Here is a 24,379-nt window from a genome sequence, read left to right as displayed (position 1 = left end):
AATATTCAGTCAAAAGCGTGAATTATTTGGTTTCTTGCATCGCTTTCAGGCTGTCTTCGGTCATGTCGACATAGACGCGAACTTCGCCGCCGTCGTTACCACGCTGGATGTTCAGGCTTGCCATATCCACACGGACATGGTCTTCGCCAATACCGAGGAAGCCACCGATATCCAGCAGAGCGCCGGTCAGCTTGCCGTCTTCCGAGACATACAGCTCGCCCACTTCGCCGATGCCTTCCATCTGGGCGTCAAACACTGCGGCACCGGTCAGGTCTTCGGCTGTCAGGTCATCAAACTCGACCTGTGCCCAGCCGTCCATCGCAACGGTTGGAGGATTGGCGGTAAAGGTGTCATTGTTTTCCGACGCATCCATGTCCGCACCGGTTTTCATGTCTTTGTCGGCCGTCATGTCGGCAGTCGCTGCGGTGTCGGTGTTGTCGGTTGCTGCGGCATCTGCATCGGCTGCCTGTTCAGTGTCAGCCTGCATATCCGTCGCGGCGGGGTCTGTGGCAGCCGTGTCCGTTGTCATGGTGCTGTCCGTGGCATCGGCGTTGTCAGTTGCCGCGCTGTCTTCGGCCCACATGCCGATTACGGATGTGTCATATTCGGGGGCATTTTCCAGCGTCTCTGCTGTGCCTTTGAATACGACATAATATTCGCCGCGATCGCTCATGCCGCTGACCAGATTCAGTTGGTCAATATTTAGCGCAACGCTGCGTTCGCCAACGCCAAGAAAGCCGCCGATGTCCAGCAGAACGGCGTTAACTTCGCCGTCGGGGCTCATGATAAGATCATTCACGTCGCCCACGCGTTCCCATTCGATCGCATCTGTATCGATCTCTTGGGTCGTTACGTCTGCTTGGGTGACATAGACGGCCTTGCCGATCAAATCGGATGCGCGAACGGTCTGTGCGCTGCTGACTGCTTCAACTGTAGAGTCGACAAAAGGCGACTGCATCTGGGTTTGTGCAAAAGCCGAAGTTGCCAACAGGGCTGCGGCTGCGGTGGTTGCTAGAAACTGTTTCATGTGATCCTCCTGATCGTGTGACTTGATGTGGGAAGAACACGATGGAGTGAGACTTGTTCCCGCTATTTTCCTTTAAAATCGGTTCCTTATGTCATTTGATGTAGAGCGGATTTTAGCCGATGCAGAGGTGGGGGCAGGATTTACCTCTTGGTTTCAACGGGTCCGCCCATTTTCACCCAATCCGAGAAACCGTTTTTCAGGTGTGCAGATTTGAAACCCATGTCATTTAATGTGTCGACCGATATCGCCGAGCGCCATCCCGAGGCGCAATGAAAGACGAATTTGCGGTCCTCGGCGAAGATTTCCTTGAAGTAGGGGCTGTCGGGATCAACCCAGAATTCCAGCATTCCGCGCGGGCAATGAAAGCTGCCGGGGATAAAGCCCAGACGTTCGCGTTCGCGCGGGTCGCGCAGATCGACGATTTGCACGCCGGGGTCATCCATCATCGCAATCAGATCCGCAGTTTCGATTTCTTCGATACGGGTGCGGGCGTCGGCGACCATCTGGGCGCTGGTTTTTTTAAGAGCCATGTGGGGTGTCCTTTAGAGTTGGTTCAACAACGCCGGTGTCGGCCATGCGTCGGCGGGCAGGCCAAGGCGCTTTTGTTCGGCTTTCACTGCGCTGCGGGTGCCCGCGCCCAGAATGCCGTCAATCTTGCCAACATCATAGCCCCTGTCGCGCAGTGTTTGTTGCAGCTGTTTCATCTGGGCAGTATCCAGTCCGGCATCGGGGTTGCCCGCATCATAGATGTCGGCGCCTCCCAGACGGGTGGCGAAATAGGCGGCTGTCAGCACATAGGTGAACGACTGATTCCATTCGAAATAGACGCTGAAGTTGGGATAGGTGAGGAAAGCGGGCCCTTTGTGGCCTTGGGGCAGGATCAGCGATGCAGGCAGATCGGCCAAGGCGCCGCTGCGGGCAGTCACGCCCAAGGCCTGCCAGTCGGCAGCAGGTTTGACGGTGTCCAGCCCGCTTTGCGACCAATCCATCGTGGTCGGCACGCTGACCTGTTGCAGCCATGGTTGGTCCGGCTGCCAACCCAGGCTTTGCAGCATCTTTCCCCCCGAAGTCAGCGCGTCAACGGGCGAGGTTTTCAGCTCGATATGACCGTTGCCATCGGCGTCGACACCGTTTTCGATGATGTCCAGCGGTAGCATCTGCACCATACCGATTTCGCCGGCCCAAGCGCCGGTGGTGGTGCGTGGGTCGAATTCGCCGTCAGAGTGCAGGCGCATGGCGGCCAGCACCTGCGGGCGGAACAGATCGGGGCGACGGCAGTCGTGCGCCAGTGTGGCCAGCGCGTTGGCGGTGTTAAAGTCGCCTTGGAACGCACCATAATCGGTCTCGAACGCCCAGAAAGCCAACAGCACTGTGCGGTCCACGCCATAGGTCGCTTCGATGGCATCAAAGGTGCTGTCGTATTGCTGGGCCAGTTGCAGCCCTTTGTTCAACCGCTGGGACGAAATCAGTTGCCGCGAGAATTCGATAAAGGGTTTCTGGAACACACCTTGCGCCTGATCGGCCCTGAGAACGGCAGGATCCTGACGCACACCTGACAGGAACGCATCAGCCGAGGCTGCGGGGATACCCATGTTGACGGCTTCGGCTTTCAGCCCCGCTTTGAAGTCGGCAAAGGATCCACCGCATTGGGCAAAAGCCGCCGCAGGCAGGGTCAGGGCAAGAGCGAGAAAAGCAAGGCGCAACATAAATGGTCCAGTTCAGAGTAAGAATACGAGGGCTGTAAGACCCAGAAAAGCACCCCATGTCTTCCATAGGATCGCGCAGGCCGCGTCAATGTCTGCCGGTTTCAACGGCACACGACCGCCTGCGTTCACCCAGGCGAGCGGCTGGATCGCGCCATCATAGCTGCGGGGGCCTGCCAGTGCGATGTTCAGGGCGCGGGCCATTGCGGCCTCGGGCCAGCCTGCGTTGGGGCTGCGATGGCGGCGGGCGTCGGCGGTGATGGCGGACCACTGGTGCAAGCCGCCGGAGAGGGCGGCAATCAGCAGGGCGGTCAGACGTGCGGGAATCCAGTTCAGCACATCGTCCAGCCGTGCGGCTGCCCAGCCAAAGGCGCGGTATTTCTCGGTGCGATACCCTATCATGCTGTCGGCAGTATTCACGGCCTTGTAGATCACCAGCCCCGGCAAGCCGCCGATCAAAAACCAGAAGGCGGGTGCGATTACGCCGTCGCTGAGGTTTTCAGCCGCGCTTTCGATGGCGGCGCGGGCGGTTGCGCTGGTGTCCATGTCGCGGGTGTCGCGGCTGACGATCATTGCGACGTTGCGGCGGCCTTGTTCCTGCGACATTCGCAAGCCGTCGGCCACTGCGCTTACATGCTGCACCAGCGACCGCTGCGCCAGCAGGGTCGCGGCAGCGATTGTGACGATCACGGGGCCGAACAGGTTCAGCACTGCGCCAACAGCGCCGCCGCCCAGCACCAGCACCGCCACAGCCGCGACGCCGCGCCATTTGCGATGGGGGCCGGTGTTCAGCCGCGCGTCAAGCGCACCGACAGCGCGCCCCATCAGCACGGCAGGGTGCGGCAGGCGCACCCACAGCCATTTCGGTTCGCCCAACGCTGCGTCCAGCAGCAGGGCAAGGATCAGCAGCAGGGGCGTGTCCATTAGGCGGCCTCGATCCGGGCCCAGCAGTGGGGCGCGGGCAGGCCAAGACGCAGCCATGTGTCGGAATAGGGAAAGATGCGGCTCCAGATTTGCGCATCGGCAAGGCGGTCGCGCCAAGCAGTGGCATTATCGACGTCATAGAGGCGGAACAGATCGGTGCCCCCGACAACAGACGCGCCCTTGGCCGCCATGATCGTGTCCAGCCGTGCGGCATCCTGCGCCAGCCGCGCCCGCGTTTGCGCCGCCCAGTCGGGATCGGACAGCGCTGCGGTGCCCGTCGCCAGCGCGATGCCTGACACAGGCCACGGTCCCAGCATGGTGCGCAATGCGCCGATCAGCTTGGGATCACCAATGGCAAAGCCCAACCGCAGCCCTGCCAGCCCCCAGAATTTTCCAAAGCTCTTCAGGATCACCGTGCCCGAAGCGGCCGCCTGCGCCATCAGCGAAGCATCGGGGGTGACGTCGCAAAAGCTTTCATCGATTACTCGCAGGTCGTTTTTCAGATCATCAATGGTCCAGATCCGTCCGTCGGGATTGTTGGGGTTCACCAGAACCTGCGCCACGCCCCTTTGGGTGACCTCCCATCCATGTACCTGAAAGGCGGCAGCGTGTTCGTTATAGGTCGGCCCCGGGATCGCAACGCTGCCCGCTGTGGCCAGCCGTGGCATCTGCGCGATCAGCGCCGAGGCGCCGGGTGCGGCCAACACGTCGGCGTGATCTGGCACATTCCAGAACGCGCGTGCCGCGGCCTCGAGCCGGGCGGTTGCGGTGGCATCGGGCAGGGCGGTCCATGCCTCGGGCGCAAGCCGTGGCACCGGATAGGGCACGGGGTTGATCCCCGTGGACAAATCCACCCAATCGCTGTGCGCGCCGCCAAAGCGGGCAAGCGCTGTGTCCAGATTGCCGCCATGATCCCGATTTTGTGCCACTCAGGTGTCCTTTTGCCGTTTTTGGCTGATTGTCGCCCTATTCACACGGCCCCAACGGCGAAAACAAGCCGGTTTAGGATTGATTTACGACTTGTCAGGATTTGGGAGCTGTCATTAACACTTTGTTAAGGTGTTGGGCAGATTGCTGAGGTCAGGCCTAATTGGCGCCGGGGATTATGCGGATGATGGATGTTTTGATTGTCGAAAGCGAAGCGGGTTTGTGCGATCTGTGGCGCAAGCATCTTGTACGTTCGGGCATGAACGTGCGCGTGGCAACCACACAAGAGGATGCAACGCAGCAGATCGTAGAAGCCTGTCCCGACATTATTATCCTTGATCTGGTGCTCAGGGACGGCAGCGCGCTGGCGGTTTCGGATTTCGCCAGCTACCGCTGCCCCGACACGCAGGTGATCTTTGTGACCAACACGTCGTTCTTTTCCGATGGGTCGATCTTTGCCCACGCGCAGAACGCCTGCGCCTTTGTTCAAAGCCGGACCCCGCCCGAGGATCTTGCCGCGATGGTCGAACACTATGGTCTGAAAAACGTAGCTCACTCTGCCTGATCTAGCCGCGCCCGTGCGGTGCGTTGAAATCGGGGTTGGGGTTGATCGGGATGATCCGGTTCGGATTTATGGTGTCGTGGCTGTAGTGGTAGTGGCGCACGATGTGATCAAAGTTGACCGTCTCGGCCACGCCATCCCATTGATATAGCTCGCGCGTGTAGGCCCATAGGTTAGGGTAATCAACGATCCGCGCGCGGTTGCACTTGAAGTGGGTGTGATACACTTTGTCGAAACGGACCAGCGTGGTGAACAACCGCCAGTCAGCCTCGGTGATCTGGTCACCCATCAGATAGCGGTTCTGGCCCAGCCGTTCTTCCAGCCAGTCCAGCGTGTCGAACAACGGATGCACGGCCTCGTCATAGGCCTCTTGGGTGGTGGCAAAGCCTGACTTGTAAACGCCGTTGTTCAGTGTGTCGTAGATGCGGTGGTTCACGGGTTCGATCGCGGTGTGCAATTCCGCGGGCCAGTAATCGTCGGTGTTGCCGGTGATCGCGTCAAAGGCACTGTTCAGCATCCGGATGATTTCCGCGCTTTCGTTGTTAACGATGGTTTCGCGCTGCTTATCCCATAGGATCGGCACCGTGACGCGGCCCGAAAACGTCGCATCAGCGCGGGTGTAGATGTCGCGCGCATAGGGCAGGCCGAACAACGTGTCGCCGGTGGCACCGTCAAAATCTGTGTCAAAGGTCCATCCTTCGCCCAGCATCTCGGGATGCACGACGGACAGGCCGATGTGATCCTCCAGTCCCTTGAGCTTGCGAAACACCAGCGCGCGGTGCGCCCACGGGCAGGCAAGCGAAACGTAAAGATGGTAGCGCCCCGATTCGGCGGCAAATCCGCCCTCGCCAGATGGGCCGGCGGACCCGTCTGCGGTGATCCAGTTGCGAAACTTGGGCTGGGTGCGTTCGAATTTTCCACCCGAGGAATCCGTATCGTACCACTTGTCCTGCCACTTGCCGTCCACGAGCAAACCCATATCTATCTCCTTTGCTGGTTGACCCAAACCTAGGGCGCGCACGGGCAAAGGCACAGCGCAGTCATCGCGCAGCCCCCCTGCGCAGGCGCACATTTCGGCAACAGCCGCAGTGCAGCATTTTGAAGATCATGGTAAATTTACTTGATGCTAAGCAAAGATGCGCCAAGTTTTAACCCGACAACATTGGGGACGACCATGACGACATTTCTGCCAAAAGAGGTACAGGCCGGTCTGGACAGCGCCCGTTTGGCCAGTCTGAAGAAGGCTTCGCGCCTGCGTGTGAACATTGATGGGGTGACCCATCCGGTGCTGCGCATGTGGAAAACCGGCTTTTCGGTCGATGCGTCAAGTGCGCCTTATTTGCGTGGTTATGTCGATCTGTATGATGGTGCGATCCATCTGTTCCAGTGCCTGATCGTTGCCACAGACGAAGAGGCCGGCGAGATGATCTATGAATTCAAACGCGCGACCGCCGTCGCGGACAAGCCTGCGCTGGATTTTGAAAAGGTGCCGGATGCGCCTGTCGCCCTGCTGACCGACCGCCCTGTCGTCGAAATGTAATCTGCCGGAGTGCGGACGGCCTGTTGGGGTGTTTGACCGCGCCCCTGTCGGAGCGCAATCATGACCGTTCTGTTCAGGCGCATGCGCCTGAACGCCAAAGCCTTACTGCAAGTCGCCAAATGCCTTGGTCAGACGCGCCACAGCCTCTTGCACGCGGCTGCGCTGGGTGGCGATGTTGAAGCGCATGAATGTCTCGCCACCCGCGCCAAAGGTGGGTCCGTAGTTGGCGGCAATCTGCGCGTCTTTCTCGATACGGCGGGTGACTTCTTCGCGGCTCATGCCGGTGCCGGAAAAATCCACCCAGCTGAGGTATGTTGCCTGCAACGGCATCGACTTCAGACCCGGAATGGCGTTCACGCCCTCGTCGAAAATCCGCGCGTTTCCGGCGAGGTATTCCATCAACGCGTCAACCCAAGCTGCCCCTTCGGGCGAATAGGCCGCCGTTGCCATAAACAATCCGAATGCGTTGGGCGACAGGCCAAGGGCCCCCATGCGTTTGGCGAACTTGGCCCGAAGCGCTTCGTCCTGAATAATCACGTTGCCGACATGTGCACCCGCGATCGAAAAGGTTTTGGTGGTGGCCGACATCATTACCAGACGGTCCGCAATGCCGTCGATCTGGGCCATCGGGATGTGTGTATGGCCGGGCATTACCAAATCGTGGTGGATTTCGTCCGAGACGATGATCAGATCGTGCCGCTTGGCAAAGGCAGCGACGCCTTCCAGTTCGGCCTGCGTCCAGACGCGACCACCGGGGTTGTGTGGGCTGCACAGCAGCAACAGCGTTTCCGATCCGTCCATCTGCGCATCCCACGCGTCGAAATCCAGCGTATAGCGGCCATCGGTCAGGGCCATCTGGCATTCGACAATGCGGCGGTCGGCGGCCTCGATCACGCGGGCAAAAGCATGATAGATCGGCGTGAACATGACCACGCCGTCGCCCTGTTTTGTATAGGCGTCGATGCACATGGCGGCACCGTTCACCAATCCGTGGGTGCTGAAGATCCACTCGGGCTGGATGTCCCAGTTGTGGCGTTCTTTCATCCACCACTGGATCGCGGCGCGATAATCGCTGTCGTCACCGAAATAGCCGAACATACCGTGATCGACCCGCGCCTGAAGGGCGTCGATGACACATTTTGGGGGCTGGAAATCCATATCGGCCACCCACATTGCAAGACCGTCATCGGCAGAGACACCATATAGCTTCTCCATCATGTCCCATTTTGCGCAATGGGTGTCACGGCGGTCTATGATGTCGTCAAAGCTCATGGGGTCTCTCCTGTGATTGTGCCCGCATTGCTAACGTCCCTGCGGCCAAGCGCAAGGGGCCGTTGCACCGACGCCCGTGTTGTCCTACATGACCTGCCATGAAACGCCCTATCCTTTTGCACCCCGATCCACGGCTCAAGAAGCTTTGCGCGCCCGTCACTGATATGACGGACGAATTGCGCAGCTTGGGCGACGATATGCTGGCCACCATGTACGATGCGCCGGGTATCGGGCTGGCCGCGCCACAGGTGGGCGTTCTGGAGCGGCTGATCGTGCTGGACTGCGTCAAGGCCGAGGGTGAAGCGCCCCGCCCGATGATCATGTTCAATCCCGAAATTATCGCCGCATCGGACGAGACGAATGTCTACGAGGAGGGCTGTTTGTCGATCCCCGAGCATTTTGCCGACGTGACCCGCCCCGCTGAAGTACAGGTGCGCTGGATCGATCGTGACGGCAAGGAGCACACCCAAGAAATGGACGGACTGTGGGCGACTTGCGTGCAGCACGAGATCGACCATCTGGATGGCAAGCTGTTTATTGATTACCTCAAGCCGCTGCGCCGCCAGATGATTACCCGCAAAATGACCAAGCTGAAACGCGAACTGGCGCGTGACAAATCATGAGCACACGCCCGATTTTGACATGGCCCGATGCGCGCTTGACGGAAGCCTGCGCCGATGTTGGCGCGGTAACCGCAGATGTGCAGATACTGGCCGCTGATATGCTGAAAACGATGTACGCCGCACCGGGGCGTGGGCTGGCAGGGCCGCAAATTGGTGTGATGCAGCGGATTTTTGTCATGGACACCGGCTGGAAAGAGGGCGCGCCTGATCCGCTGGTGTGTATTGACCCGCAGATCGAGATACTGGACCAGACGCCTGCGACGCACAGCGAAGGCTGTTTGTCGATCCCCGGCGTTTCCGCCGAGGTCATGCGGCCTTCGAGCGTACGGCTGTTTTATACCGGCCTTGACGGCGTGCGGCAGAGCCGTGATCTGATCGGCTTTGATGCGGTCTGTGCGCAGCATGAATATGACCATCTGGACGGCGTTCTGACCTTTGACCGCATTGATGCAGAGGCGCGCGCCGCATTGCTGGCCGAATATGAAGCGATCGCTACATGACCGTGCGCCCGTTTGTCCCATGGCCGGACAAGCGTTTGCGCACGGCCACAGCGCCGGTCGAGACGATCACCGACGAGATTCGCGCACTGTGGGCCGATATGGTCGAGACGATGGACGCAATGCCCGGCGTCGGTCTGGCTGCACCGCAGATCGGGGTGATGCTGCAAGTGGCGGTGGTCGATGCCACACCGGACCGCAGTCGCCGTATTCTGCTGGCAAACCCGATGATCCTGACAGCGTCGGACGAGGTTGAAGCGGGCACAGAAGCCTCGCCCAATCTGCCCGGTGTCCATGCCGAGATTATCCGCCCCAAAAATGTGACTGTCCGGTTTTTGAACCCGCAGGGCATGATTGACCGCCGCGATTTCGAAGGGCTTGAGGCGCGTTCGGTGCAACACCAGATCGACCATCTGGCGGGGCGGATGTATTTTGACAATCTGGGCCGTGTGAAACGCGATATGCTGATCCGCAAGGCGCGCAAATCGCGTTAGTGCCTGACGGACAGGAAAGGACACCCTATGCGTATTATCTTTATGGGCACGCCTGATTTTTCGGTGCCGGTGCTGGACGCGCTGGTGGATGCAGGCCACGAGATTGCAGCCGTTTATTGCCAGCCACCGCGTCCGGCGGGGCGTGGCAAAAAGGATCGGCCCACACCTGTTCACGCCCGCGCCGCCGCGTTGGGGCTGGAGGTGCGTCATCCGGTGTCGTTGAAAGCGCCCGAAGCACAGGCGGAATTTGCTGCGTTGCAGGCAGATGTGGCCGTGGTTGTCGCTTATGGATTGATCCTGCCCCAAGCCATTCTGGATGCACCGGCGCGCGGGTGCCTGAATATTCACGCAAGCCTGTTGCCACGCTGGCGCGGGGCGGCACCGATCCACCGTGCGATCATGGCGGGCGATGCTGACACCGGCGTGTGCATCATGCAGATGGAGGCAGGGTTGGATACAGGGCCGGTGCTGCTGCGCGAGGTGACGCCAATTGGCGAGACCGAGACGACGGCCGAGTTGCACGACCGGCTGAGCGCGCTGGGCGCGGGCGCCATCGTCGCGGCGCTGGAACAACTGGACGGGTTGGAACCACAGGCGCAGCCCGAGGAGGGCGTGACCTATGCCCACAAGATTGACAAGGCCGAGGCGGCGTTGGACTGGTCGCGTGATGCGGTGGACGTGGACCGCCAAATTCGCGGGCTTTCGCCGTTTCCCGGCGCGTGGTTCGAACGGGAGGGCGTGCGCATCAAGGTGTTGGGCAGCCGTCTGGCAGAGGGGCAGGGTGCTGCGGGGGTGGTGCTGGACGATACGCTGTGCGTTGCGTGTGGTACGGGCGCCGTGCGATTGACCCGCTTGCAAAAGGCAGGCCGCGGGGCGCAGGATGTCACAGAGTTCCTGCGCGGTACGGCGTTGCCCGCAGGTACGCAGCTTTAGGAGAGACGCGATGTTTCCCGTCCTGATAGGCACCGTGGTGATCGCGGGCATCGTCGGCTATGTCTCGGAGCGTTCGGGCTTTACCCACAATGGCATCTTGCAAAGCATCATTATCTGCATTGGTGGTGCGTTTTTGTTTTATTTCGTGCGGCTGATGTTCGGGTTCGGGTTTTCCAGCGCGGGGCTGAACGCGATTGTGTCCAGCATCGGGGCGCTGGTTATTGTCCCGACCCATTGGCGCAGATAGCTGGCCGATTGCTGGGGTTCAGGATTTTGGCGGGGTTGACCGATAGGTTGGCAGTTGCCAGCCAAAGGCGAGTGATCCTGCACGCAAGATCCATGTGATACCCGCACCTGCGGCCAACGCAGGCAGCCCTGTTGCCACATAGGTTGACGTCACCCACAGCGCCAGCGCGCCGCCAAAGGCAGCCGAGACGTAAAGTTCGCCCTGCTTCAGTACAACGGGCACGTCACCCACTACGACGTCCCGCATCAGGCCACCCATGCAGCCGGTGATCATGCCCATCAGGACTACGATGGGTGCCGGCGCGCCAAGGTCCAGCGCAACACCGGCCCCCGCAGGCACGGCGATGGCCAGCGCAAAACTGTCCAGCCAGACCAGCGTGCGCAGGCGGCTTTCCAGCAGGTGGGCGGTAAAGAACACCACGATGGCCGCCCCGCAGGCGACGGCGATATACGTGGGCTGGGCAATCCAGAACACCGGATTGCGGTCCAGCAACACATCACGCAGGGTGCCGCCGCCCATTGCGGTCAGGCAGGCGATGAACAGAAAGCCGACGGGGTCCATCTGGGCGCGGCTGGCAACCAGTGCGCCGGTCAGCGCAAAGATCAGCACCGAGCCGAAATCGAGAAGCGCCAGCCAGCTCATAATGCACCCCTGATCCAGTCGAGCGCACGTTGATATACCTGTGCGATGTCGTCAGGTGCGGTGCCATCCAGCGCCAACCATCCGAAGCGTCGCAACTCGCCGTCCGGGTCTGCGTTTTGCCACAGGTCGCGCACAGGCGGTACAGTGCGGCACAGCGCAAAGTGCCAGCGCTCGGCTTTGACGATGTTGTCAGAGGTGCCCAGCAGCAGGGCTGCGCGTGTTTCCAGCCCGCCGACGGCAAAAAGCGCCTGTGCGGCCGCATTTTCAGGGCGTGCAGCCTGCGGTAGGGTGCTGTGCACCAGCGCAATTTGCGGGTGGGTCGCGATGGCCAGACGGCGTGGCGCACCATCGGGATGCAGGGCCACGGGGCAGACAACGGATTTCATTTCGACTTGGTCTTGTAAGGAGCCATCCCGGCGCGCGCCAGTGCATCGGCGCGTTCGTTTTCGGGGTGGCCTGCGTGGCCCTTGACCCATTTCCATGTCACGTCATGGCGGGCTTGGGCCTGATCCAGTCGCTGCCAAAGTTCTGCATTGGCCACCGGCTTTTTTGCGGCATTTTTCCAGCCGTTCTTTTTCCAGCCGAAGATCCACGACGTTATGCCGTTTTTGACATAGTTGCTGTCGGTCACCACGGTGATCTTGCTGGCGCGCTCCAGCGCCTCGAGCGCGTTGATCGCGGCCAGCAATTCCATGCGGTTGTTGGTGGTCGCAGCTTCGCCGCCGTGCAATTCGCGTTGCTTGACCACAGTCCCGTTTTCCATTGCCAGCATCAAGGCACCCCAGCCGCCCGGGCCGGGATTGCCGCTGCACGCGCCATCGGTATATGCAAATAAATCAGCCATGAGCGCGCAGACATAGCCAGTTGGCATAGGTGCCGTCCAGCCCCTTGTCACGTCCATGCGCGCGGGCGTCGATGACAAAGCCTGCCTGCGTCAGAAGTTCGGTCAATTCGTCTTCGGGATAGTAGGTGTAGAGCCGCCCGATGCTGTCGCGGGCCGCGCCGGTACCCAGTTTCATGCCGATGTGAAACAGCCCGCCGCTGCGCAGAGCCGTCTTGATCGCGGCCAGATGGCGGGGCATGTCAGCGCGTGGGGCGTGTAGCAGGCTGAAGTTGGCCCAGATGCCATCATAATGGCCGTTGATATCTTCAAAAGTGCCAAGTTGCGCCGTCACGCCACTGTGTTGTGCAGCCATTACCACCATTTCGGGAACTGCGTCCATTGCGACCACATCAAAGCCTGCCCGCGCCATTCGACCCGCCGCGCGGCCCGGACCGCAACCCAGATCCAGAATGCGGCCCCGTCCGAGGGCCGCCATGAAATCGGTCAGTTGCGGATCTTTGTGGTCGGTCATGGCGGCGTAATTTGCCGCTTGGGCCGCGTAGACTTCCAACGTGGCTTTGTCGCTCATGCAAAGACCCCGATGGCCAGACATATCAGCACGATGCCGGTCAGCAGAACCCGCAAGGGCATCCACCACACAGGGGCCAGCCCCCAACGCCAAAAGGCGAAATCAAGCAGCAGCAGCCCCGTGAAGCCCGCCATCAGGTTCAGCCCAGCCGCGACAGGTCCGTTGCCAGTCATTAGGAACGCCCAAAGTGCAGGGATCACTGACAGTGCATAGCCAGTGGCCGCTTGGGCCCCTTCGGCTTTGGTGGCAAACCCCCAAAGAACGCCCGACATAAACGACAGGATCACAGCGCCATAGAACAGCTGCACATAGGGGCCGACGAACCGCGACCCCAGCGTGCGCATGGACCATTCGGCAAGGTCGGCATTCAGGACAGTGGCCGCGCCCCAGACAAAGGGGATCAGGCCCAAAAGGCCCAAGATCAGCGGTGCTCGGGGGGGTGTGGTCATCGGGGGGCGTCCTGTCATGACAACCGGTGGCGAGGTGATGGGTCTCCGTCCCATACCAGTTCCATCGCGACGCCGCCCGGTTCGGCGAACATCATATGCTGTGCGGGGCCGTCGCCCACCGCTTGGGGCATGATGTCGACGGTGACACCGGGCCAGCCTGCGACCAGCTTTGCAGTTTCGATCAGGCTGTCTTGGTCGGGTACGGACAGCGCAAGTTGGTGCAGGTCGATCTGGGTGCGCCGATTGAACGACGTGGCGGCTGGCTGTGTCTGCCACAGGGTCAGGTGCAGATTGCCGTCAGAGACCGTGTTGCTTGGATAGGACAGGTCTTGGGCGATTTGCAGCCAACCCAGACATTTGACAAAGAAACCCGTTGTCGTGTCGAGATCGCGCACAGCAAGTCCGAGGTGGCTAAGGCCAGTGGTCTTGGGCATTCGGGTCTCCTTCGGGTGGGTCAGGCAGGGGTGCGTAGCACGCGCGGCACTTTGAACTCCACGTTTTCCACGGCGGTTTCGACCATTTCGGTGGTCACGTCGAACCGTGCTTTGAGGGCGTCGATCACCTCGTTAATCAACACTTCGGGTGCGGATGCGCCAGCGGTGATGCCGATAGATGCGATGCCTTCCAGGCTGCGCCAGTCGATGTCGTCTGCGCGTTGCACCAGTTGCGCATAGCCACATCCTGCGCGGGCGCCCACTTCGACCAGACGGCGCGAGTTGGAGGAGTTCGGCGCACCCACTACCAGCATGGCGTCGCATTTGGGTGCGATGGCTTTGACCGCTTCCTGACGGTTGGTTGTCGCGTAGCAGATGTCTTCCTTGTGCGGGCCGATGATGGTCGGGAAGCGTGCCTTGAGGGCGGCGACGATGTCGGCTGTATCATCCACGCTCAGGGTGGTCTGGGTGACGTAGGCCAGCTGCGCGGGGTCGCGCACGTCGATGCGGGCCACATCGTCGGGGGTTTCAACCAACAGCACCTCGCCTTCGGGCAACTGCCCCATCGTGCCGACGGTTTCGGGGTGCCCGGCGTGGCCAATCATGATCATTTGCAAGCCTGCCTCGGAATGGCGCTGGGCCTCGATGTGGACCTTGCTGACCAGCGGACAGGTGGCGTCGACATAGACCATTTTGCGGCCTTCGGCGGCGGCTGGCACTGCTTTGGGCACGCCGTGGGCTGAAAAAATCACGGGGCGGTCATCGGGGCATTCTTCCAGTTCTTCGACGAACACGGCACCTTTGTCGCGCAACCCGTCCACGACAAAGCGGTTGTGCACGATCTCATGGCGCACATAGACGGGCGCGCCCCACTTCTCCAATGCCATTTCGACGATCTTGATGGCGCGGTCCACACCTGCGCAAAATCCGCGCGGCGCGGCAAGATACAGGGTCAGGGGCGGTTTGGTAGGCATGGTCGGCTCCGGTCAGGATGATAGATGACAGGTAGGTCGTTGCACGGGCCACGTAAACCCCGCTCTGCGACAGTCGGTTGCTGGGCCGTCAGATCAGGCGTGCAACCTTGGTGCGGTTCGCCACGCCCGACTCGTGATTGGCGGGCGGAGGTGTTTCGGGGCAGCATGTGGCGAGATTTCAGCCATCTGCGTGCAATCTTTGTGGAAATTATCAAGAAAAAACCGGACCACTGTGCAAAGAGGTCCGGTTTCATTGATGCACCAGCAATGCCTGAAAAAGCCGCGTAAAACCGGTTGCGCCAGCTTGACAGCGACGCAGCGGCTTAGCGTTCGTTCGCAACCGCGCTGGGGCGTGGGGCGGGTTCTTCGCGGGGTGGGCGACCGATCACGTCGCGCAGCTCGTCCAGTTCGATGAAGTTGTCGGCCTGACGGCGCAGATCGTCCGAGATCATCGGAGGCTGGCTGCGGATGGTCGAGACGACAGAGACACGCACGCCCTGACGTTGCAGGCTTTCGATCAGCGGACGGAAATCACCATCGCCCGAAAACAGAACAATGTGATCCACACGCGGAGCAAGCTCCATCGCGTCAACGGCCAGTTCAATGTCCATGTTGCCTTTGACCTTACGGCGGCCCATCGAGTCGGTGTATTCTTTGGCCGGTTTGGTCACCATGGTGAAGCCGTTGTAGTTTAGCCAGTCAACCAGAGGGCGAATAGGTGAATACTCTTCATTCTCCAGAAGTGCGGTGTAGTAGAACGCGCGAAGCAATTTGCCACGACGCATGAACTCTTGTCGTAGCAGTTTGTAGTCGATGTCGAAGCCTAATGCCTTCGCAGCCGCATACAAATTGGACCCATCGATGAACAGCGCGAGCCGTTCGTCCTTGTAAAACATAAAACGTCCTTTCGAAAATCGCCCAGTCTGCCTGTTTCCGTGAGTGTATTGTTGAGTTAGGACAGGGCGTATCGCGCGAAAATAGGTATTTTTGAATATGTCGCAAGGCACCCGAGGGGTCAAAAGAGACATTGAGTTGTTACAATTCCGGTCAGATATACTGCTTGCCTTGGGGTCAAATCAGCGATCTTCCGCCGGAACGCCGCAGGAAACGCTGAATTCAGCCTGTGCGTGCATTGTAAATGCGGGTGGAGTGATTCGCGCGATAAGCCCGTTTTACGCCACGCCCTGCTTTCCCGCAGGCGCAGGGCCGGACTATGTAAACGCAGCCGTTGCGCTGAAATGGGATCGCACTGCCAAAGAGGTTCTGACCGCCCTGCACCGGATCGAGGCCGAGTTGGGTCGCAGCCGTGTCCAACGGTGGGGTCAGCGCACCGTCGATCTGGACCTGATTGCAATAGGCGATCAGGTAATGCCGGACGCGCAAACCTTTGCACATTGGCGCGATCTGCCGCTGGACCAGCAGATGAAAGAGGCGCCGGACCAGTTGATCCTGCCGCATCCACGGATGCAGGACCGGGCCTTTGTGCTGGTGCCGCTGGCCGATGTCGCGCCCGATTGGGTGCATCCGGTGTCGGGGTTGAGCGTGGTTCAGATGCGCGACGCGCTGGACCCTGCCGTGCGCGCCGAGGTGGTGGCGCTTTAGCCAGCGTCGCTGCGTCGCTATGACCCCTGTTTTCGCCTTGTCTTCGGGTGCGGATGCGCATAGATACACGTCTTCTGATGATATTATCCGATGCAGGAGCACCCAAATGGCCCGCGTAACCGTAGAAGACTGCGTAGATAAGGTTCCAAACCGCTTTGAGCTGGTGATGCTTGCCGCACACCGGGCGCGCGAGATTTCGGCTGGCTCGGCTGTGACTGTGGACCGTGACAACGACAAGAACCCTGTCGTGTCCCTGCGTGAAATTGCAGAAGAAACACAAGGTGCCGACGACCTGCGCGAGCGGATGATCGAAAGCAACCAGAACCAGATTGAAGTCGATGAGGCCGAAGAAGATGCAATGGCGCTTTTGATGGGCCAGGAAACAGCTGACAAGCCCGACGAAGACAGCATGACCGAAGAAATGCTTCTGCGCCAGTTGATGGCGGCTCAGGGACAAGGCTAACGCCTTAAGGTGCGGACCAAATGATCTCTGCCGATGACCTGATCGCGCTGGTCCGCAACTATAACCCCAAGACAAATGAAAAGCTGATCCGCGCCGCCTATGATTATGGCGGCGAGATGCACGAGGGGCAGTTTCGCCATTCGGGCGAGCCGTATTTTAGCCATCCGGTGGCTGTCGCCGCGATCCTGACCGAACAGCAACTGGATGATGCCACGATCATCACCGCGTTGCTGCATGACACGATCGAAGACACCAAAGCCTCTTACAAAACCGTGTCGGAACTGTTCGGCGATGATGTCGCCACGCTGGTTGATGGCGTGACCAAGCTGACCAATCTTCAGCTCAGCTCGTTGGAAACCAAACAGGCCGAAAATTTTCGCAAGTTGTTCATGGCCATGTCCAAGGACATGCGGGTGATTCTGGTCAAGTTGGCAGACCGCCTGCACAACATGCGCACGATCAAATCCATGCGCGTCGACAAGCAGGTGCAAAAAGCCCGCGAGACAATGGACATTTTTGCGCCTTTGGCGGGCCGCATGGGCATGCAGTGGATGCGTGAAGAGCTGGAAGATCTGGCCTTTCGCGTGCTCAACCCCGAGGCGCGCGCGTCGATCATCCGCCGTTTTGTCACCCTGCAACGCGAGACAGGCGATGTGATCCAGCGGATCACCAATGACATGCGCCACGAACTGGAAAAGGCCAAGATCGAGGCTGATGTTTTTGGCCGTGCGAAAAAACCGTTTTCGATCTGGCGCAAGATGCAGGAAAAAGAGCTGACCTTTTCGCGCCTGTCCGACATTTACGGATTTCGCCTGATCACCGAAAGCGAAGAAGATTGCTATCGTGCGCTGGGCGCGATCCACCAGCGGTGGCGGGCGGTGCCTGGACGGTTCAAGGATTACATCAGCCAGCCCAAGACCAACGGCTATCGGTCGATCCACACCACCGTATCGGGGCGCGACGGCAAGCGCGTCGAGGTGCAGATCCGCACCCGCCAGATGCACGACGTGGCCGAAAGCGGCGTGGCGGCGCATTGGTCCTATCGTGACGGGGTGCGGTCGCAGAACCCGTTTGCCGTCGATCCGGTCAAATGGATCGCGGGGCTGACAGAACAATTCAATGACGAAGACGATCACGACGATTTCCTCGAAGCGGTCAAGCTTGAGATGTATTCGGATCAGGTGTTCTGTTTCACGCCGAAAGGCGACGTGGTGAAGCTGCCGCGCGGGGCGACGCCGATTGATTTCGCCTATGCCATTCACACACGGATCGGCAACGCATGCGTCGGCGCCAAGGTGGACGGGATGCGGGTGCCGTTGTGGACGCGGGTGAAGAACGGCCAGTCGGTCGAGATTATTACCGCCGAAGGGCAGACCCCGCAGGCCACATGGCTGGAGATTGCCACAACCGGCAAGGCCAAGTCCGCAATCCGCCGTTCTTTGCGCGAAGAAGACCGCGAGCGGTTTATCAAGCTGGGTCAGGAACTGGCGCGTTCGGCGTTTTCCAACGTGGGCCGCAAGGCCACCGACAAGGCATTGGACACTGTGGCCAAACACCTGCGTCTGTCTTCTGGTGACGAGGTTCTGGCGCGTCTGGGCAGTGCCGAGCTGACGGGTCGCGAAGTGGTGCAGTCGATCTATCCCGATCTGGCCCCGAAGGCGGGCAAAAAAGTCGACAAACGCCGCGCGGTGATCGGTCTGCTGCCGGGGCAAAGCTTTGACCGTGCGACCTGTTGCCAGCCCTTGCCGGGCGAGCGCATTGTGGGCATCACCTATCGCGGTCAGGGCGTCGTCGTGCACGCGATCGACTGTCAGCGGCTGGTGGATTTCGACGACCAGCCCGACCGCTGGCTGGACCTGCACTGGCACGACGGCAGCCATCCGGCTGTTTATGGAGCAACACTGGATTTGACGATTGGCAACGATGCAGGTGTTCTGGGCCGGATCTGCACCCTGATTGGTGACAGCAGCGCAAATATTTCCAATCTTGAGTTTCTTGACAGGAAACCGGACTTTTACCGGCTGCTGATAAATGTTGAACTGCGGGACGTGGAGCATTTGCATTCGCTGATGCTGACACTTGAAGCCGAAAGCGAGGTTGCGTCTATCGAACGCTTCCGTGATGTCACCAAAGGTGCGGCCGATCCGGCACGCGCCCACTGAGCCCGAACGGGAAGGATCCAGCCCAGGTGATCTTCAAACGTCGAGATCCCAAACCGTTCCTTCGCGCACTGGCCGAGGCCTTGTGGCCGCGCGGAGGTTGGACACGGGCGTTTCACTATGTCAAACACCGGATGCGGCGCCTGCCCGACACGCCCGAGTGCATTGCGCGCGGCATCTGGGCAGGGGTTTTTACCACCTTTACGCCATTCTACGGGCTGCACTTTGTCGTAGCCGTGATTGTCGGCAAGGCGATGCGGGGCAATCTTCTGGCCGCACTGATGGCCACATTCTTTGGCAATCCGCTGACCTATGTTCCGATTGGCATCGCGTCGCTGCAAACGGGCAACTGGTTGCTGGGCACCAAAGTGGATCCTGACGCGCACCGGTCGTTCGGCGGTAAATTCTACGACGCGGCTTCGGACTTGTGGGGCAATCTGATTGCGGTGGTGCAGGGGCATCCAACTGACTGGAGCGGGCTGGAGCGGTTTTTCCACGAGGTGTTTTTTCCCTATCTGGTCGGCGGTATCATCCCCGGTATCATCTGCGGCACAATCGCCTATTACATCGCCGTGCCATTGCTGCGCGCCTATCAAAAGCGGCGCAAGGGGGCGATCAAGGCCAAATTCGAGGCGTTGAAGGCCAAGGCTGTGGAAAAAGCGGCGGCCAAGGCGGCCAGCAAATCGGACTCGTGGCAGGAACGGGATTAGTCGGGGGCGCTGCCCCCGCGCCATGCGGCGCTCCCCCGGAGTTTATCTGGCAAGATGAAGCAACGATGTATCGGTACAAAGAAGCCCTCGCGCTTGGGCTGTGGCGGTATTAGGCTGCGGCGCAAACAAGTTCTGGAGTAGCATTATGAAACCGCTCGGCCCCTTACGTCTTGGTGTGAACATCGACCACGTGGCCACTGTGCGCAACGCCCGTGGCGGTGACACGCCCGACCCGTTGCGGGCCGCACGGATCGCGCAAGAGGCGGGGTGTGACGGGATCACAGCGCACCTGCGCGAAGATCGCAGGCATATTTCGGACGCGGACATCGAAGGGTTGATGGACATGCTGAGCGTTCCGCTGAACTTCGAGATGGCGGCGACCGACGAGATGCAAAAGATAGCTTTGCGACATCGTCCCCATGCGGTGTGCATCGTGCCGGAAAAACGCGAGGAACGCACCACAGAAGGCGGGTTGGAAGTGGCACGCGAAGAGAACAAGCTGGCGCATTTCATAGCGCCGCTGCGTGAGGCGGGGTGCCGTGTGTCGATCTTTATCGCCGCGGACAAACGCCAGATCGAAGCGGCGCACCGCATCGGCGCGCAGGTCATCGAGTTGCATTCAGGGGCCTATTGCGATGCCCATCACGAAGGGCGTTTCGACGATCGCGACCGCGAACTGGAGGCATTGCGCGAGATGTCCGGTTTTGCGCACGGGCTGGGGCTGGAGGTGCACGTGGGTCATGGGCTGACGTATGAAACAGTGCAGCCGGTTGCCGCCTTTCCCGAGGTGATGGAGTTGAACATCGGACATTTCCTGATCGGCGAGGCCATTTTTCGCGGCTTGCAGCCCGCCATTGTCGAAATGCGCCGTCTGATGGAGGACGCCCGTGGATAACTATCGTTTCAACATCCCGCGCTTTGCCACCTTTTATCTGGGGTTGAGCATTGGCCTGCCCGTTCTGATTTATCTCATCCGCCAGTACGTTGGCATTAATCTGAGTTCGGGCGGGGTGTCGCTGATCCCGATCATGCTGACCACATTGAACGAAGGCGCGCGATTTGTACGGGCGACGGGCCGACGCCCCGAAGGCCGCGAGGCGTGGAAGATGGCAGGATTGTTTGCGCTGTTCGGTGTTATGTTGTCGATGCTTTTGGCGGCCGTTGTGCTGGTGGTGGCCCCTGCAATGCTGGGCGATCTGTCCAGCCTTGGATTCGGATTTGTGGCGGCGATGGTGGTGGTGATGGCTGTCGTTTATGTGCTGGTGGCGCGGGTTTTCTTTGGCTTGGGCGCACGCAGCGAAGCGCGGCGGCTGCCCTGAGTTGGCTGTGGCGCCGTGCGGCGCTAGACTGGTCAGAACGCTTGTGACCTATGGAAGGGTGATGACATGATATCTGCTGTTCTGCGCGCTGTTCTGGCGCAGGGTTTGATGGCGTGATTATGGCCGTTACGATCAATCCGGCCACCTGCGCGGACACCGCGCGATGATATTGGGCATCGGTACGGATCTGGCCAATATCGAACGGATTCAGGGCACGTTAAATCGCTTTGGCGACCGCTTTCGCAACCGCGTGTTCACCGAGGTCGAACAGGCCAAGTCCGAGCGGCGCAGGGATGTTGCGGGCACCTATGCCAAGCGATGGGCCGCCAAGGAGGCGTGTTCAAAGGCGTTGGGCACCGGATTGCGCATGGGTATTTCGTGGCGAGATATGGCGGTCAGCAATCTGCGCACCGGGCAACCGGTGATGCATGTCACCGGATGGGCCGCCGAGCGGCTGGCTGCCATGACCCCTGCGGGGCACGAGGCGATCATACATGTGACCCTGACGGACGATCACCCTTGGGCGCAGGCCTTTGTGGTGATCGAAGCGCGGCCCTTGGCAGGTTGACGCATTGGCCGCATCTGGCCTGCCTTGACACCTTGTCGCTGCACCCGCATGTAGCATGCTGACCCAAGCAGGAGCGCCCCATGGCTGCCAAGGAAAAGTCCGGCAACGGATTCGTCGAAACGATCAAGACAATTGTCTATGCGCTGCTGATCGCAGGTGTGTTTCGCACCCTGTTCTTTCAGCCATTCTGGATCCCGTCCGGTTCGATGAAAGAGACGCTGCTGATCGGTGATTTCCTGTTTGTGAACAAGATGGTGTATGGATATTCCTATGCCTCTTGCCCCAGTCTGATCCTGCCACGCTTTGGTGTCAACGTAGACGCCGAGGATATTTGCGGGGTCTTTGACGGTGACAACACGCGTCTGTTTGGCGGCACGCCGAAGCACGGCGACGTGGTCGTGTTCCGCCATCCGGTGTCGGGCCGCGACTATATCAAGCGGTTGATCGGGCTTCCGGGGGATACTGTTCAGGTCAAGAATGGCGTCGTGATCCTGAACGGCGAACCTTTGCCGCAGGAACCTGCAGGCACGTTTTCCGAGCCGATGCTCCGGCAGGGGCCGCAAGGACTGGTGCCACGCTGTGAAAACGGACCCGTCGGCGAAGGCGGCACCTGCACCAAGTCGCGTTTTACCGAGACGATGCCCAATGGTGTCAGCTATACAGTTCTGAATATGGCCAATCAGGGGTCCGACAACACCAATGTCTACCAGGTGCCCGAGGGGCATTATTTTTTCATGGGCGACAATCGCGACAACTCTGCGGACAGCCGGATTGCGCAACTGGCCGGTGGCGTCGGTTTCGTGCCCTATGAAAACCTGATCGGGCGTGCGGACCGGATCATGTTCTCGTCTGCGGGTCGTTCGATGCTGTTCTTCTGGACATGGCGTGGCGACCGGTTCTTCAAAGGTATTTACTAGGCGATTTGATGAAGATTTCGAGCGAGCTCAAAGACTTTCAAAAACGTATCGGACACGAGTTCGCCGATCCTGCACTGCTGACCGAGGCGGTGACCCACGCGTCGATGTCGTCGCCGACGCGTGGCGACAACCAGCGGCTGGAGTTTCTGGGCGACCGTGTGTTGGGTCTGGCGATGGCGCAAGCGCTGCTTGAGGCCGACACCGAAGCCGCCGAGGGCAAGCTGGCCCCGCGTTTTAACGCGCTTGTGCGCAAGGAAGCCTGCGCCGATGTCGCCCGCGAGATTGACGTGGGCGCTGTGCTGCGTTTGGGCCGGTCAGAGATGCTGTCAGGGGGGCGCCGCAAGGAGGCGCTGCTGGGGGATGCGATGGAGGCAGTGATTGCCGCGGTCTATCTGGATGCAGGCTTTGACGTGGCGCAGGCGATGATCATCCGGCTTTGGGGCAAGCGTATTGGCGAGGTCGACGCGGACGCCCGCGACGCCAAGACCGCCATGCAGGAATGGGCGCAGGCCCAAGGGTTGCAACCGCCGCGTTATGTCGAAGTGAACCGCGAGGGGCCGGATCACGCGCCCGTCTTTACCATTGCCGCGCAGCTGACCACTGGGGCCGCTGCCCAAGCCACTGCCAAATCGAAACGTCAGGCCGAACAGGCCGCCGCCGCCGCGTTGCTGGCGCAAATGGAGAAGTCCCAATGAACACCCGCGCCGGTTTCGTCGCCCTGATCGGAGAGCCGAACGCCGGCAAATCCACCCTGTTGAACCGGATGGTTGGGGCCAAGGTGTCGATCGTCACCCACAAGGTTCAGACCACCCGCGCCCGCATACGCGGTGTCGCCATCGAAGGTGATGCGCAGATCGTTTTTGTGGACACCCCCGGCCTGTTCCAGCCGCGCCGCCGTCTGGATCGCGCGATGGTTGCTGCCGCATGGGGCGGGGCTGCGGATGCCGACGTGGTGGTGCTGATGGTCGAGGCGCACCGGGGCGTGTCCGAGGGCGTCGAGCGTATTCTGGAAGGGTTGGCCACCATCGGCGACGGCCGCAAGGTGGCGTTGGCCATCAACAAGATCGATCGCGTGGAATCGCAAGTTCTGCTGGGACTGACCAAGGATATGAACGACCGCTATGCCTTTGCCGAGACGTTCATGATCTCGGCTGAAAAGGGCTTTGGCGTTGACGCGCTGCGCGCCTGGCTGGGCGGGCAGTTGCCCGAGGGGCCGTGGCTGTACCCCGAGGACCAGATCGCCGATCTGCCTATGCGTATGATTGCCGCCGAGATGACCCGCGAAAAGCTGACGCTGCGATTGCATCAGGAACTGCCCTATCAGTTGACGGTCGAGACCGAGAATTGGGAAGAGCGCAAGGATGGCACCGCGCGGATCGACCAAGTGGTGTATGTCAGCCGCGATGGCCACAAGGGCATTGTGCTGGGAAACAAAGGCGAGACGATCAAGTCGGTCTCTAAGGCCAGTCGCACCGAACTGGAAGAATTTCTGGGCCGTCGCGTGCACCTGTTCCTGCAGGTGAAGGTGCGCGAGAAATGGCAGGAAGAGGCCGAGCGGTATTCGCAGATGGGGCTGGATTTTAAAGATGGCAACGTCTGAAATTTTGGCAAACCGATCCTCCGGGGGGAGTTTCTCGGGCAAGATGAAGCTATGAGCCGTCTGACCGCACGGTTTTGGGTCGATGCCTATCTGACGCGGCTTCGTCTGTTTGATATTCCCGCTTTTGTGGTCTCGCACGGCGACGACACTGGTGGCGCTGTGCTGGTCAAGCTGAACACGCTGGACGGTCAGGCGACATTATTCCACCGCAGCTTTGATCTGGAGAGTGACGCACGGGTCTGGACCGAACTGGCCAAGGGGCCCGAGGCAGAAGTGGATGCTGTGCTGACGCGCCAGCGCGGGTTCGATCCCGATCTGTGGGTTATCGAGGTCGAGGACCGCGCGGGCCGGCATCTGCTGGATCACGACGGGCTGGCCTGA

At 60.3% G+C, this 24,379-nt stretch carries 33 protein-coding genes; 18 read left to right on the top strand and 15 right to left on the bottom strand.

What is annotated here, in order from left to right; genetic code table 11:
* Positions 1–22: 22 nt before the first annotated feature.
* From SULPSESMR1_RS13340 to SULPSESMR1_RS13320, 5 genes are all read right to left on the bottom strand, one after another.
* Positions 23–1,027 (bottom strand): PRC-barrel domain-containing protein, encoded by a 1,005-nt coding sequence (locus SULPSESMR1_RS13340; protein ID WP_089421265.1) that lies wholly within the window; start codon positions 1,025–1,027, stop codon positions 23–25.
* Between the two features lie 140 nt (positions 1,028–1,167).
* Complete coding sequence (locus tag SULPSESMR1_RS13335) at positions 1,168–1,557, bottom strand: rhodanese-like domain-containing protein (RefSeq protein WP_089421264.1); 390 nt, start codon at positions 1,555–1,557, stop codon at positions 1,168–1,170.
* Between the two features lie 12 nt (positions 1,558–1,569).
* Entirely contained in the window at positions 1,570–2,733 is a 1,164-nt protein-coding gene (locus SULPSESMR1_RS13330; protein WP_089421263.1) for a lytic murein transglycosylase, read from the bottom strand.
* 12 nt (positions 2,734–2,745) lie between these two features.
* A complete protein-coding gene (gene cbiB, locus SULPSESMR1_RS13325; RefSeq protein ID WP_089421262.1) occupies positions 2,746–3,654 on the bottom strand; it encodes an adenosylcobinamide-phosphate synthase CbiB in 909 nt (302 codons plus the stop codon).
* A complete protein-coding gene (locus tag SULPSESMR1_RS13320; RefSeq protein ID WP_089421261.1) occupies positions 3,654–4,583 on the bottom strand; it encodes a threonine-phosphate decarboxylase in 930 nt (309 codons plus the stop codon). The genes cbiB and SULPSESMR1_RS13320 overlap by 1 nt, the downstream gene beginning before the upstream one ends.
* Before the next feature lie 185 nt (positions 4,584–4,768).
* Between SULPSESMR1_RS13320 and SULPSESMR1_RS13315 the strand changes: the two genes are divergently transcribed.
* A complete protein-coding gene (locus SULPSESMR1_RS13315) occupies positions 4,769–5,146 on the top strand; it encodes a response regulator (protein WP_089422327.1) in 378 nt (125 codons plus the stop codon).
* Position 5,147: 1 nt separating this feature from the next.
* Here the strand turns inward: SULPSESMR1_RS13315 and SULPSESMR1_RS13310 are convergent, their stop codons facing one another.
* On the bottom strand, positions 5,148–6,122 hold the full coding sequence (locus tag SULPSESMR1_RS13310) for a glutathione S-transferase family protein (RefSeq protein ID WP_089421260.1): 975 nt from the start codon (positions 6,120–6,122) through the stop codon (positions 5,148–5,150).
* Positions 6,123–6,317: 195 nt separating this feature from the next.
* Here SULPSESMR1_RS13310 and SULPSESMR1_RS13305 point away from each other — a divergent pair, with 195 nt between their 5' ends.
* Positions 6,318–6,683 carry a hypothetical protein gene (locus SULPSESMR1_RS13305; protein WP_089421259.1) on the top strand — a complete coding sequence of 122 codons (366 nt, stop codon included), beginning with the start codon at positions 6,318–6,320 and terminating at the stop codon, positions 6,681–6,683.
* A 102-nt stretch (positions 6,684–6,785) separates the two neighbouring features.
* Here the strand turns inward: SULPSESMR1_RS13305 and SULPSESMR1_RS13300 are convergent, their stop codons facing one another.
* Positions 6,786–7,955: a MalY/PatB family protein gene (locus SULPSESMR1_RS13300; protein ID WP_089421258.1), complete on the bottom strand. Its 1,170-nt coding sequence runs from the start codon at positions 7,953–7,955 to the stop codon at positions 6,786–6,788.
* A gap of 98 nt (positions 7,956–8,053) precedes the next feature.
* Here SULPSESMR1_RS13300 and def (SULPSESMR1_RS13295) point away from each other — a divergent pair, with 98 nt between their 5' ends.
* From def (SULPSESMR1_RS13295) to SULPSESMR1_RS13275, 5 genes are read left to right on the top strand one after another with little or no spacing between them, the layout of a single operon-like run.
* Complete coding sequence (def, locus tag SULPSESMR1_RS13295) at positions 8,054–8,578, top strand: peptide deformylase (RefSeq protein WP_089421257.1); 525 nt, start codon at positions 8,054–8,056, stop codon at positions 8,576–8,578.
* Positions 8,575–9,078: a peptide deformylase gene (gene def / locus SULPSESMR1_RS13290; RefSeq protein WP_089421256.1), complete on the top strand. Its 504-nt coding sequence runs from the start codon at positions 8,575–8,577 to the stop codon at positions 9,076–9,078. The genes def (SULPSESMR1_RS13295) and def (SULPSESMR1_RS13290) overlap by 4 nt, the downstream gene beginning before the upstream one ends.
* Positions 9,075–9,569: a peptide deformylase gene (def, locus tag SULPSESMR1_RS13285; RefSeq protein ID WP_089421255.1), complete on the top strand. Its 495-nt coding sequence runs from the start codon at positions 9,075–9,077 to the stop codon at positions 9,567–9,569. The genes def (SULPSESMR1_RS13290) and def (SULPSESMR1_RS13285) overlap by 4 nt, the downstream gene beginning before the upstream one ends.
* Positions 9,570–9,596: 27 nt before the next feature.
* Positions 9,597–10,502: a methionyl-tRNA formyltransferase gene (fmt, locus tag SULPSESMR1_RS13280; RefSeq protein ID WP_089421254.1), complete on the top strand. Its 906-nt coding sequence runs from the start codon at positions 9,597–9,599 to the stop codon at positions 10,500–10,502.
* Between the two features lie 10 nt (positions 10,503–10,512).
* Positions 10,513–10,749, top strand: a complete 237-nt coding sequence (locus SULPSESMR1_RS13275) for a hypothetical protein (RefSeq protein ID WP_089421253.1) — start codon at positions 10,513–10,515, stop codon at positions 10,747–10,749.
* A gap of 18 nt (positions 10,750–10,767) precedes the next feature.
* Here the strand turns inward: SULPSESMR1_RS13275 and SULPSESMR1_RS13270 are convergent, their stop codons facing one another.
* From SULPSESMR1_RS13270 to SULPSESMR1_RS13235, 8 genes are all read right to left on the bottom strand, one after another.
* The gene (locus tag SULPSESMR1_RS13270) at positions 10,768–11,391 is read right to left on the bottom strand and encodes a trimeric intracellular cation channel family protein (protein ID WP_089421252.1); all 624 of its coding nucleotides are present in this window, start codon (positions 11,389–11,391) and stop codon (positions 10,768–10,770) included.
* Positions 11,388–11,777, bottom strand: a complete 390-nt coding sequence (locus tag SULPSESMR1_RS13265) for a hypothetical protein (protein WP_114284830.1) — start codon at positions 11,775–11,777, stop codon at positions 11,388–11,390. Before SULPSESMR1_RS13265 ends, SULPSESMR1_RS13270 begins: the two co-directional genes overlap by 4 nt.
* On the bottom strand, positions 11,774–12,235 hold the full coding sequence (gene rnhA / locus SULPSESMR1_RS13260) for a ribonuclease HI (RefSeq protein WP_089421250.1): 462 nt from the start codon (positions 12,233–12,235) through the stop codon (positions 11,774–11,776). Before rnhA ends, SULPSESMR1_RS13265 begins: the two co-directional genes overlap by 4 nt.
* A complete protein-coding gene (locus SULPSESMR1_RS13255; RefSeq protein ID WP_089421249.1) occupies positions 12,228–12,803 on the bottom strand; it encodes a class I SAM-dependent methyltransferase in 576 nt (191 codons plus the stop codon). Before SULPSESMR1_RS13255 ends, rnhA begins: the two co-directional genes overlap by 8 nt.
* On the bottom strand, positions 12,800–13,252 hold the full coding sequence (locus tag SULPSESMR1_RS13250; protein ID WP_089421248.1) for a DUF3429 domain-containing protein: 453 nt from the start codon (positions 13,250–13,252) through the stop codon (positions 12,800–12,802). The genes SULPSESMR1_RS13255 and SULPSESMR1_RS13250 overlap by 4 nt, the downstream gene beginning before the upstream one ends.
* Positions 13,253–13,266: 14 nt before the next feature.
* Positions 13,267–13,686: a VOC family protein gene (locus tag SULPSESMR1_RS13245; protein WP_089421247.1), complete on the bottom strand. Its 420-nt coding sequence runs from the start codon at positions 13,684–13,686 to the stop codon at positions 13,267–13,269.
* A gap of 20 nt (positions 13,687–13,706) precedes the next feature.
* Positions 13,707–14,660, bottom strand: a complete 954-nt coding sequence (gene ispH / locus SULPSESMR1_RS13240) for a 4-hydroxy-3-methylbut-2-enyl diphosphate reductase (RefSeq protein ID WP_089421246.1) — start codon at positions 14,658–14,660, stop codon at positions 13,707–13,709.
* 323 nt (positions 14,661–14,983) lie between these two features.
* A complete protein-coding gene (locus SULPSESMR1_RS13235) occupies positions 14,984–15,556 on the bottom strand; it encodes an NYN domain-containing protein (RefSeq protein ID WP_089421245.1) in 573 nt (190 codons plus the stop codon).
* A 97-nt stretch (positions 15,557–15,653) separates the two neighbouring features.
* On the opposite strand from SULPSESMR1_RS13235, the gene folK reads away from it, so the two are divergent.
* The 11 genes from folK (at position 15,654) to SULPSESMR1_RS13180 (ending at position 24,379) form a co-directional block, all read left to right on the top strand.
* Positions 15,654–16,262: a 2-amino-4-hydroxy-6-hydroxymethyldihydropteridine diphosphokinase gene (gene folK / locus SULPSESMR1_RS13230; RefSeq protein ID WP_089421244.1), complete on the top strand. Its 609-nt coding sequence runs from the start codon at positions 15,654–15,656 to the stop codon at positions 16,260–16,262.
* A 106-nt stretch (positions 16,263–16,368) separates the two neighbouring features.
* A complete protein-coding gene (gene rpoZ / locus SULPSESMR1_RS13225; RefSeq protein WP_089421243.1) occupies positions 16,369–16,725 on the top strand; it encodes a DNA-directed RNA polymerase subunit omega in 357 nt (118 codons plus the stop codon).
* 20 nt (positions 16,726–16,745) lie between these two features.
* Entirely contained in the window at positions 16,746–18,887 is a 2,142-nt protein-coding gene (locus SULPSESMR1_RS13220; protein ID WP_089421242.1) for a RelA/SpoT family protein, read from the top strand.
* Positions 18,888–18,913: 26 nt separating this feature from the next.
* Positions 18,914–19,594, top strand: coding sequence for a DUF2062 domain-containing protein (locus SULPSESMR1_RS13215; protein WP_089421241.1), 681 nt, complete (start codon positions 18,914–18,916; stop codon positions 19,592–19,594).
* Positions 19,595–19,739: 145 nt separating this feature from the next.
* Positions 19,740–20,489: a pyridoxine 5'-phosphate synthase gene (locus SULPSESMR1_RS13210; RefSeq protein WP_089421240.1), complete on the top strand. Its 750-nt coding sequence runs from the start codon at positions 19,740–19,742 to the stop codon at positions 20,487–20,489.
* On the top strand, positions 20,482–20,913 hold the full coding sequence (locus SULPSESMR1_RS13205; protein ID WP_089421239.1) for an ABZJ_00895 family protein: 432 nt from the start codon (positions 20,482–20,484) through the stop codon (positions 20,911–20,913). The genes SULPSESMR1_RS13210 and SULPSESMR1_RS13205 overlap by 8 nt, the downstream gene beginning before the upstream one ends.
* Before the next feature lie 163 nt (positions 20,914–21,076).
* On the top strand, positions 21,077–21,481 hold the full coding sequence (acpS, locus tag SULPSESMR1_RS13200) for a holo-ACP synthase (RefSeq protein ID WP_089421238.1): 405 nt from the start codon (positions 21,077–21,079) through the stop codon (positions 21,479–21,481).
* 80 nt (positions 21,482–21,561) lie between these two features.
* Positions 21,562–22,398 carry a signal peptidase I gene (gene lepB, locus SULPSESMR1_RS13195; RefSeq protein WP_089421237.1) on the top strand — a complete coding sequence of 279 codons (837 nt, stop codon included), beginning with the start codon at positions 21,562–21,564 and terminating at the stop codon, positions 22,396–22,398.
* 8 nt (positions 22,399–22,406) lie between these two features.
* Positions 22,407–23,093 (top strand): ribonuclease III, encoded by a 687-nt coding sequence (rnc, locus tag SULPSESMR1_RS13190; RefSeq protein WP_089421236.1) that lies wholly within the window; start codon positions 22,407–22,409, stop codon positions 23,091–23,093.
* Complete coding sequence (gene era / locus SULPSESMR1_RS13185; RefSeq protein WP_089421235.1) at positions 23,090–23,998, top strand: GTPase Era; 909 nt, start codon at positions 23,090–23,092, stop codon at positions 23,996–23,998. The genes rnc and era overlap by 4 nt, the downstream gene beginning before the upstream one ends.
* A 51-nt stretch (positions 23,999–24,049) precedes the next feature.
* Entirely contained in the window at positions 24,050–24,379 is a 330-nt protein-coding gene (locus SULPSESMR1_RS13180) for a DUF1491 family protein (RefSeq protein WP_089421234.1), read from the top strand.

Origin of the sequence: Pseudosulfitobacter pseudonitzschiae (genome assembly GCF_002222635.1) — a bacterium.
Taxonomy (GTDB): domain Bacteria; phylum Pseudomonadota; class Alphaproteobacteria; order Rhodobacterales; family Rhodobacteraceae; genus Pseudosulfitobacter; species Pseudosulfitobacter pseudonitzschiae_A.
This window is presented reverse-complemented; position numbering and strand designations above follow the sequence as displayed.

Coding starts and splice junctions, on each gene's coding strand:
- fmt (WP_089421254.1), top strand. CDS start 9,597: ATGCGTATTATCTTTATGGGCACGCCTGATTTTTCGGTGCCGGTGCTG.
- cbiB (WP_089421262.1), bottom strand. CDS start 3,654: ATGGACACGCCCCTGCTGCTGATCCTTGCCCTGCTGCTGGACGCAGCG.
- def (WP_089421255.1), top strand. CDS start 9,075: ATGACCGTGCGCCCGTTTGTCCCATGGCCGGACAAGCGTTTGCGCACG.
- def (WP_089421257.1), top strand. CDS start 8,054: ATGAAACGCCCTATCCTTTTGCACCCCGATCCACGGCTCAAGAAGCTT.
- SULPSESMR1_RS13340 (WP_089421265.1), bottom strand. CDS start 1,027: ATGAAACAGTTTCTAGCAACCACCGCAGCCGCAGCCCTGTTGGCAACT.
- SULPSESMR1_RS13210 (WP_089421240.1), top strand. CDS start 19,740: ATGAAACCGCTCGGCCCCTTACGTCTTGGTGTGAACATCGACCACGTG.
- SULPSESMR1_RS13300 (WP_089421258.1), bottom strand. CDS start 7,955: ATGAGCTTTGACGACATCATAGACCGCCGTGACACCCATTGCGCAAAA.
- SULPSESMR1_RS13315 (WP_089422327.1), top strand. CDS start 4,769: ATGGATGTTTTGATTGTCGAAAGCGAAGCGGGTTTGTGCGATCTGTGG.
- SULPSESMR1_RS13305 (WP_089421259.1), top strand. CDS start 6,318: ATGACGACATTTCTGCCAAAAGAGGTACAGGCCGGTCTGGACAGCGCC.
- SULPSESMR1_RS13265 (WP_114284830.1), bottom strand. CDS start 11,777: ATGAAATCCGTTGTCTGCCCCGTGGCCCTGCATCCCGATGGTGCGCCA.
- rpoZ (WP_089421243.1), top strand. CDS start 16,369: ATGGCCCGCGTAACCGTAGAAGACTGCGTAGATAAGGTTCCAAACCGC.
- SULPSESMR1_RS13275 (WP_089421253.1), top strand. CDS start 10,513: ATGTTTCCCGTCCTGATAGGCACCGTGGTGATCGCGGGCATCGTCGGC.
- SULPSESMR1_RS13250 (WP_089421248.1), bottom strand. CDS start 13,252: ATGACCACACCCCCCCGAGCACCGCTGATCTTGGGCCTTTTGGGCCTG.
- rnc (WP_089421236.1), top strand. CDS start 22,407: ATGAAGATTTCGAGCGAGCTCAAAGACTTTCAAAAACGTATCGGACAC.
- SULPSESMR1_RS13245 (WP_089421247.1), bottom strand. CDS start 13,686: ATGCCCAAGACCACTGGCCTTAGCCACCTCGGACTTGCTGTGCGCGAT.
- rnhA (WP_089421250.1), bottom strand. CDS start 12,235: ATGGCTGATTTATTTGCATATACCGATGGCGCGTGCAGCGGCAATCCC.
- ispH (WP_089421246.1), bottom strand. CDS start 14,660: ATGCCTACCAAACCGCCCCTGACCCTGTATCTTGCCGCGCCGCGCGGA.
- acpS (WP_089421238.1), top strand. CDS start 21,077: ATGATATTGGGCATCGGTACGGATCTGGCCAATATCGAACGGATTCAG.
- SULPSESMR1_RS13335 (WP_089421264.1), bottom strand. CDS start 1,557: ATGGCTCTTAAAAAAACCAGCGCCCAGATGGTCGCCGACGCCCGCACC.
- era (WP_089421235.1), top strand. CDS start 23,090: ATGAACACCCGCGCCGGTTTCGTCGCCCTGATCGGAGAGCCGAACGCC.
- SULPSESMR1_RS13235 (WP_089421245.1), bottom strand. CDS start 15,556: ATGTTTTACAAGGACGAACGGCTCGCGCTGTTCATCGATGGGTCCAAT.
- SULPSESMR1_RS13270 (WP_089421252.1), bottom strand. CDS start 11,391: ATGAGCTGGCTGGCGCTTCTCGATTTCGGCTCGGTGCTGATCTTTGCG.
- SULPSESMR1_RS13255 (WP_089421249.1), bottom strand. CDS start 12,803: ATGAGCGACAAAGCCACGTTGGAAGTCTACGCGGCCCAAGCGGCAAAT.
- SULPSESMR1_RS13220 (WP_089421242.1), top strand. CDS start 16,746: ATGATCTCTGCCGATGACCTGATCGCGCTGGTCCGCAACTATAACCCC.
- def (WP_089421256.1), top strand. CDS start 8,575: ATGAGCACACGCCCGATTTTGACATGGCCCGATGCGCGCTTGACGGAA.
- lepB (WP_089421237.1), top strand. CDS start 21,562: ATGGCTGCCAAGGAAAAGTCCGGCAACGGATTCGTCGAAACGATCAAG.
- SULPSESMR1_RS13180 (WP_089421234.1), top strand. CDS start 24,050: ATGAGCCGTCTGACCGCACGGTTTTGGGTCGATGCCTATCTGACGCGG.
- SULPSESMR1_RS13330 (WP_089421263.1), bottom strand. CDS start 2,733: ATGTTGCGCCTTGCTTTTCTCGCTCTTGCCCTGACCCTGCCTGCGGCG.
- SULPSESMR1_RS13310 (WP_089421260.1), bottom strand. CDS start 6,122: ATGGGTTTGCTCGTGGACGGCAAGTGGCAGGACAAGTGGTACGATACG.
- folK (WP_089421244.1), top strand. CDS start 15,654: ATGTCGCAAGGCACCCGAGGGGTCAAAAGAGACATTGAGTTGTTACAA.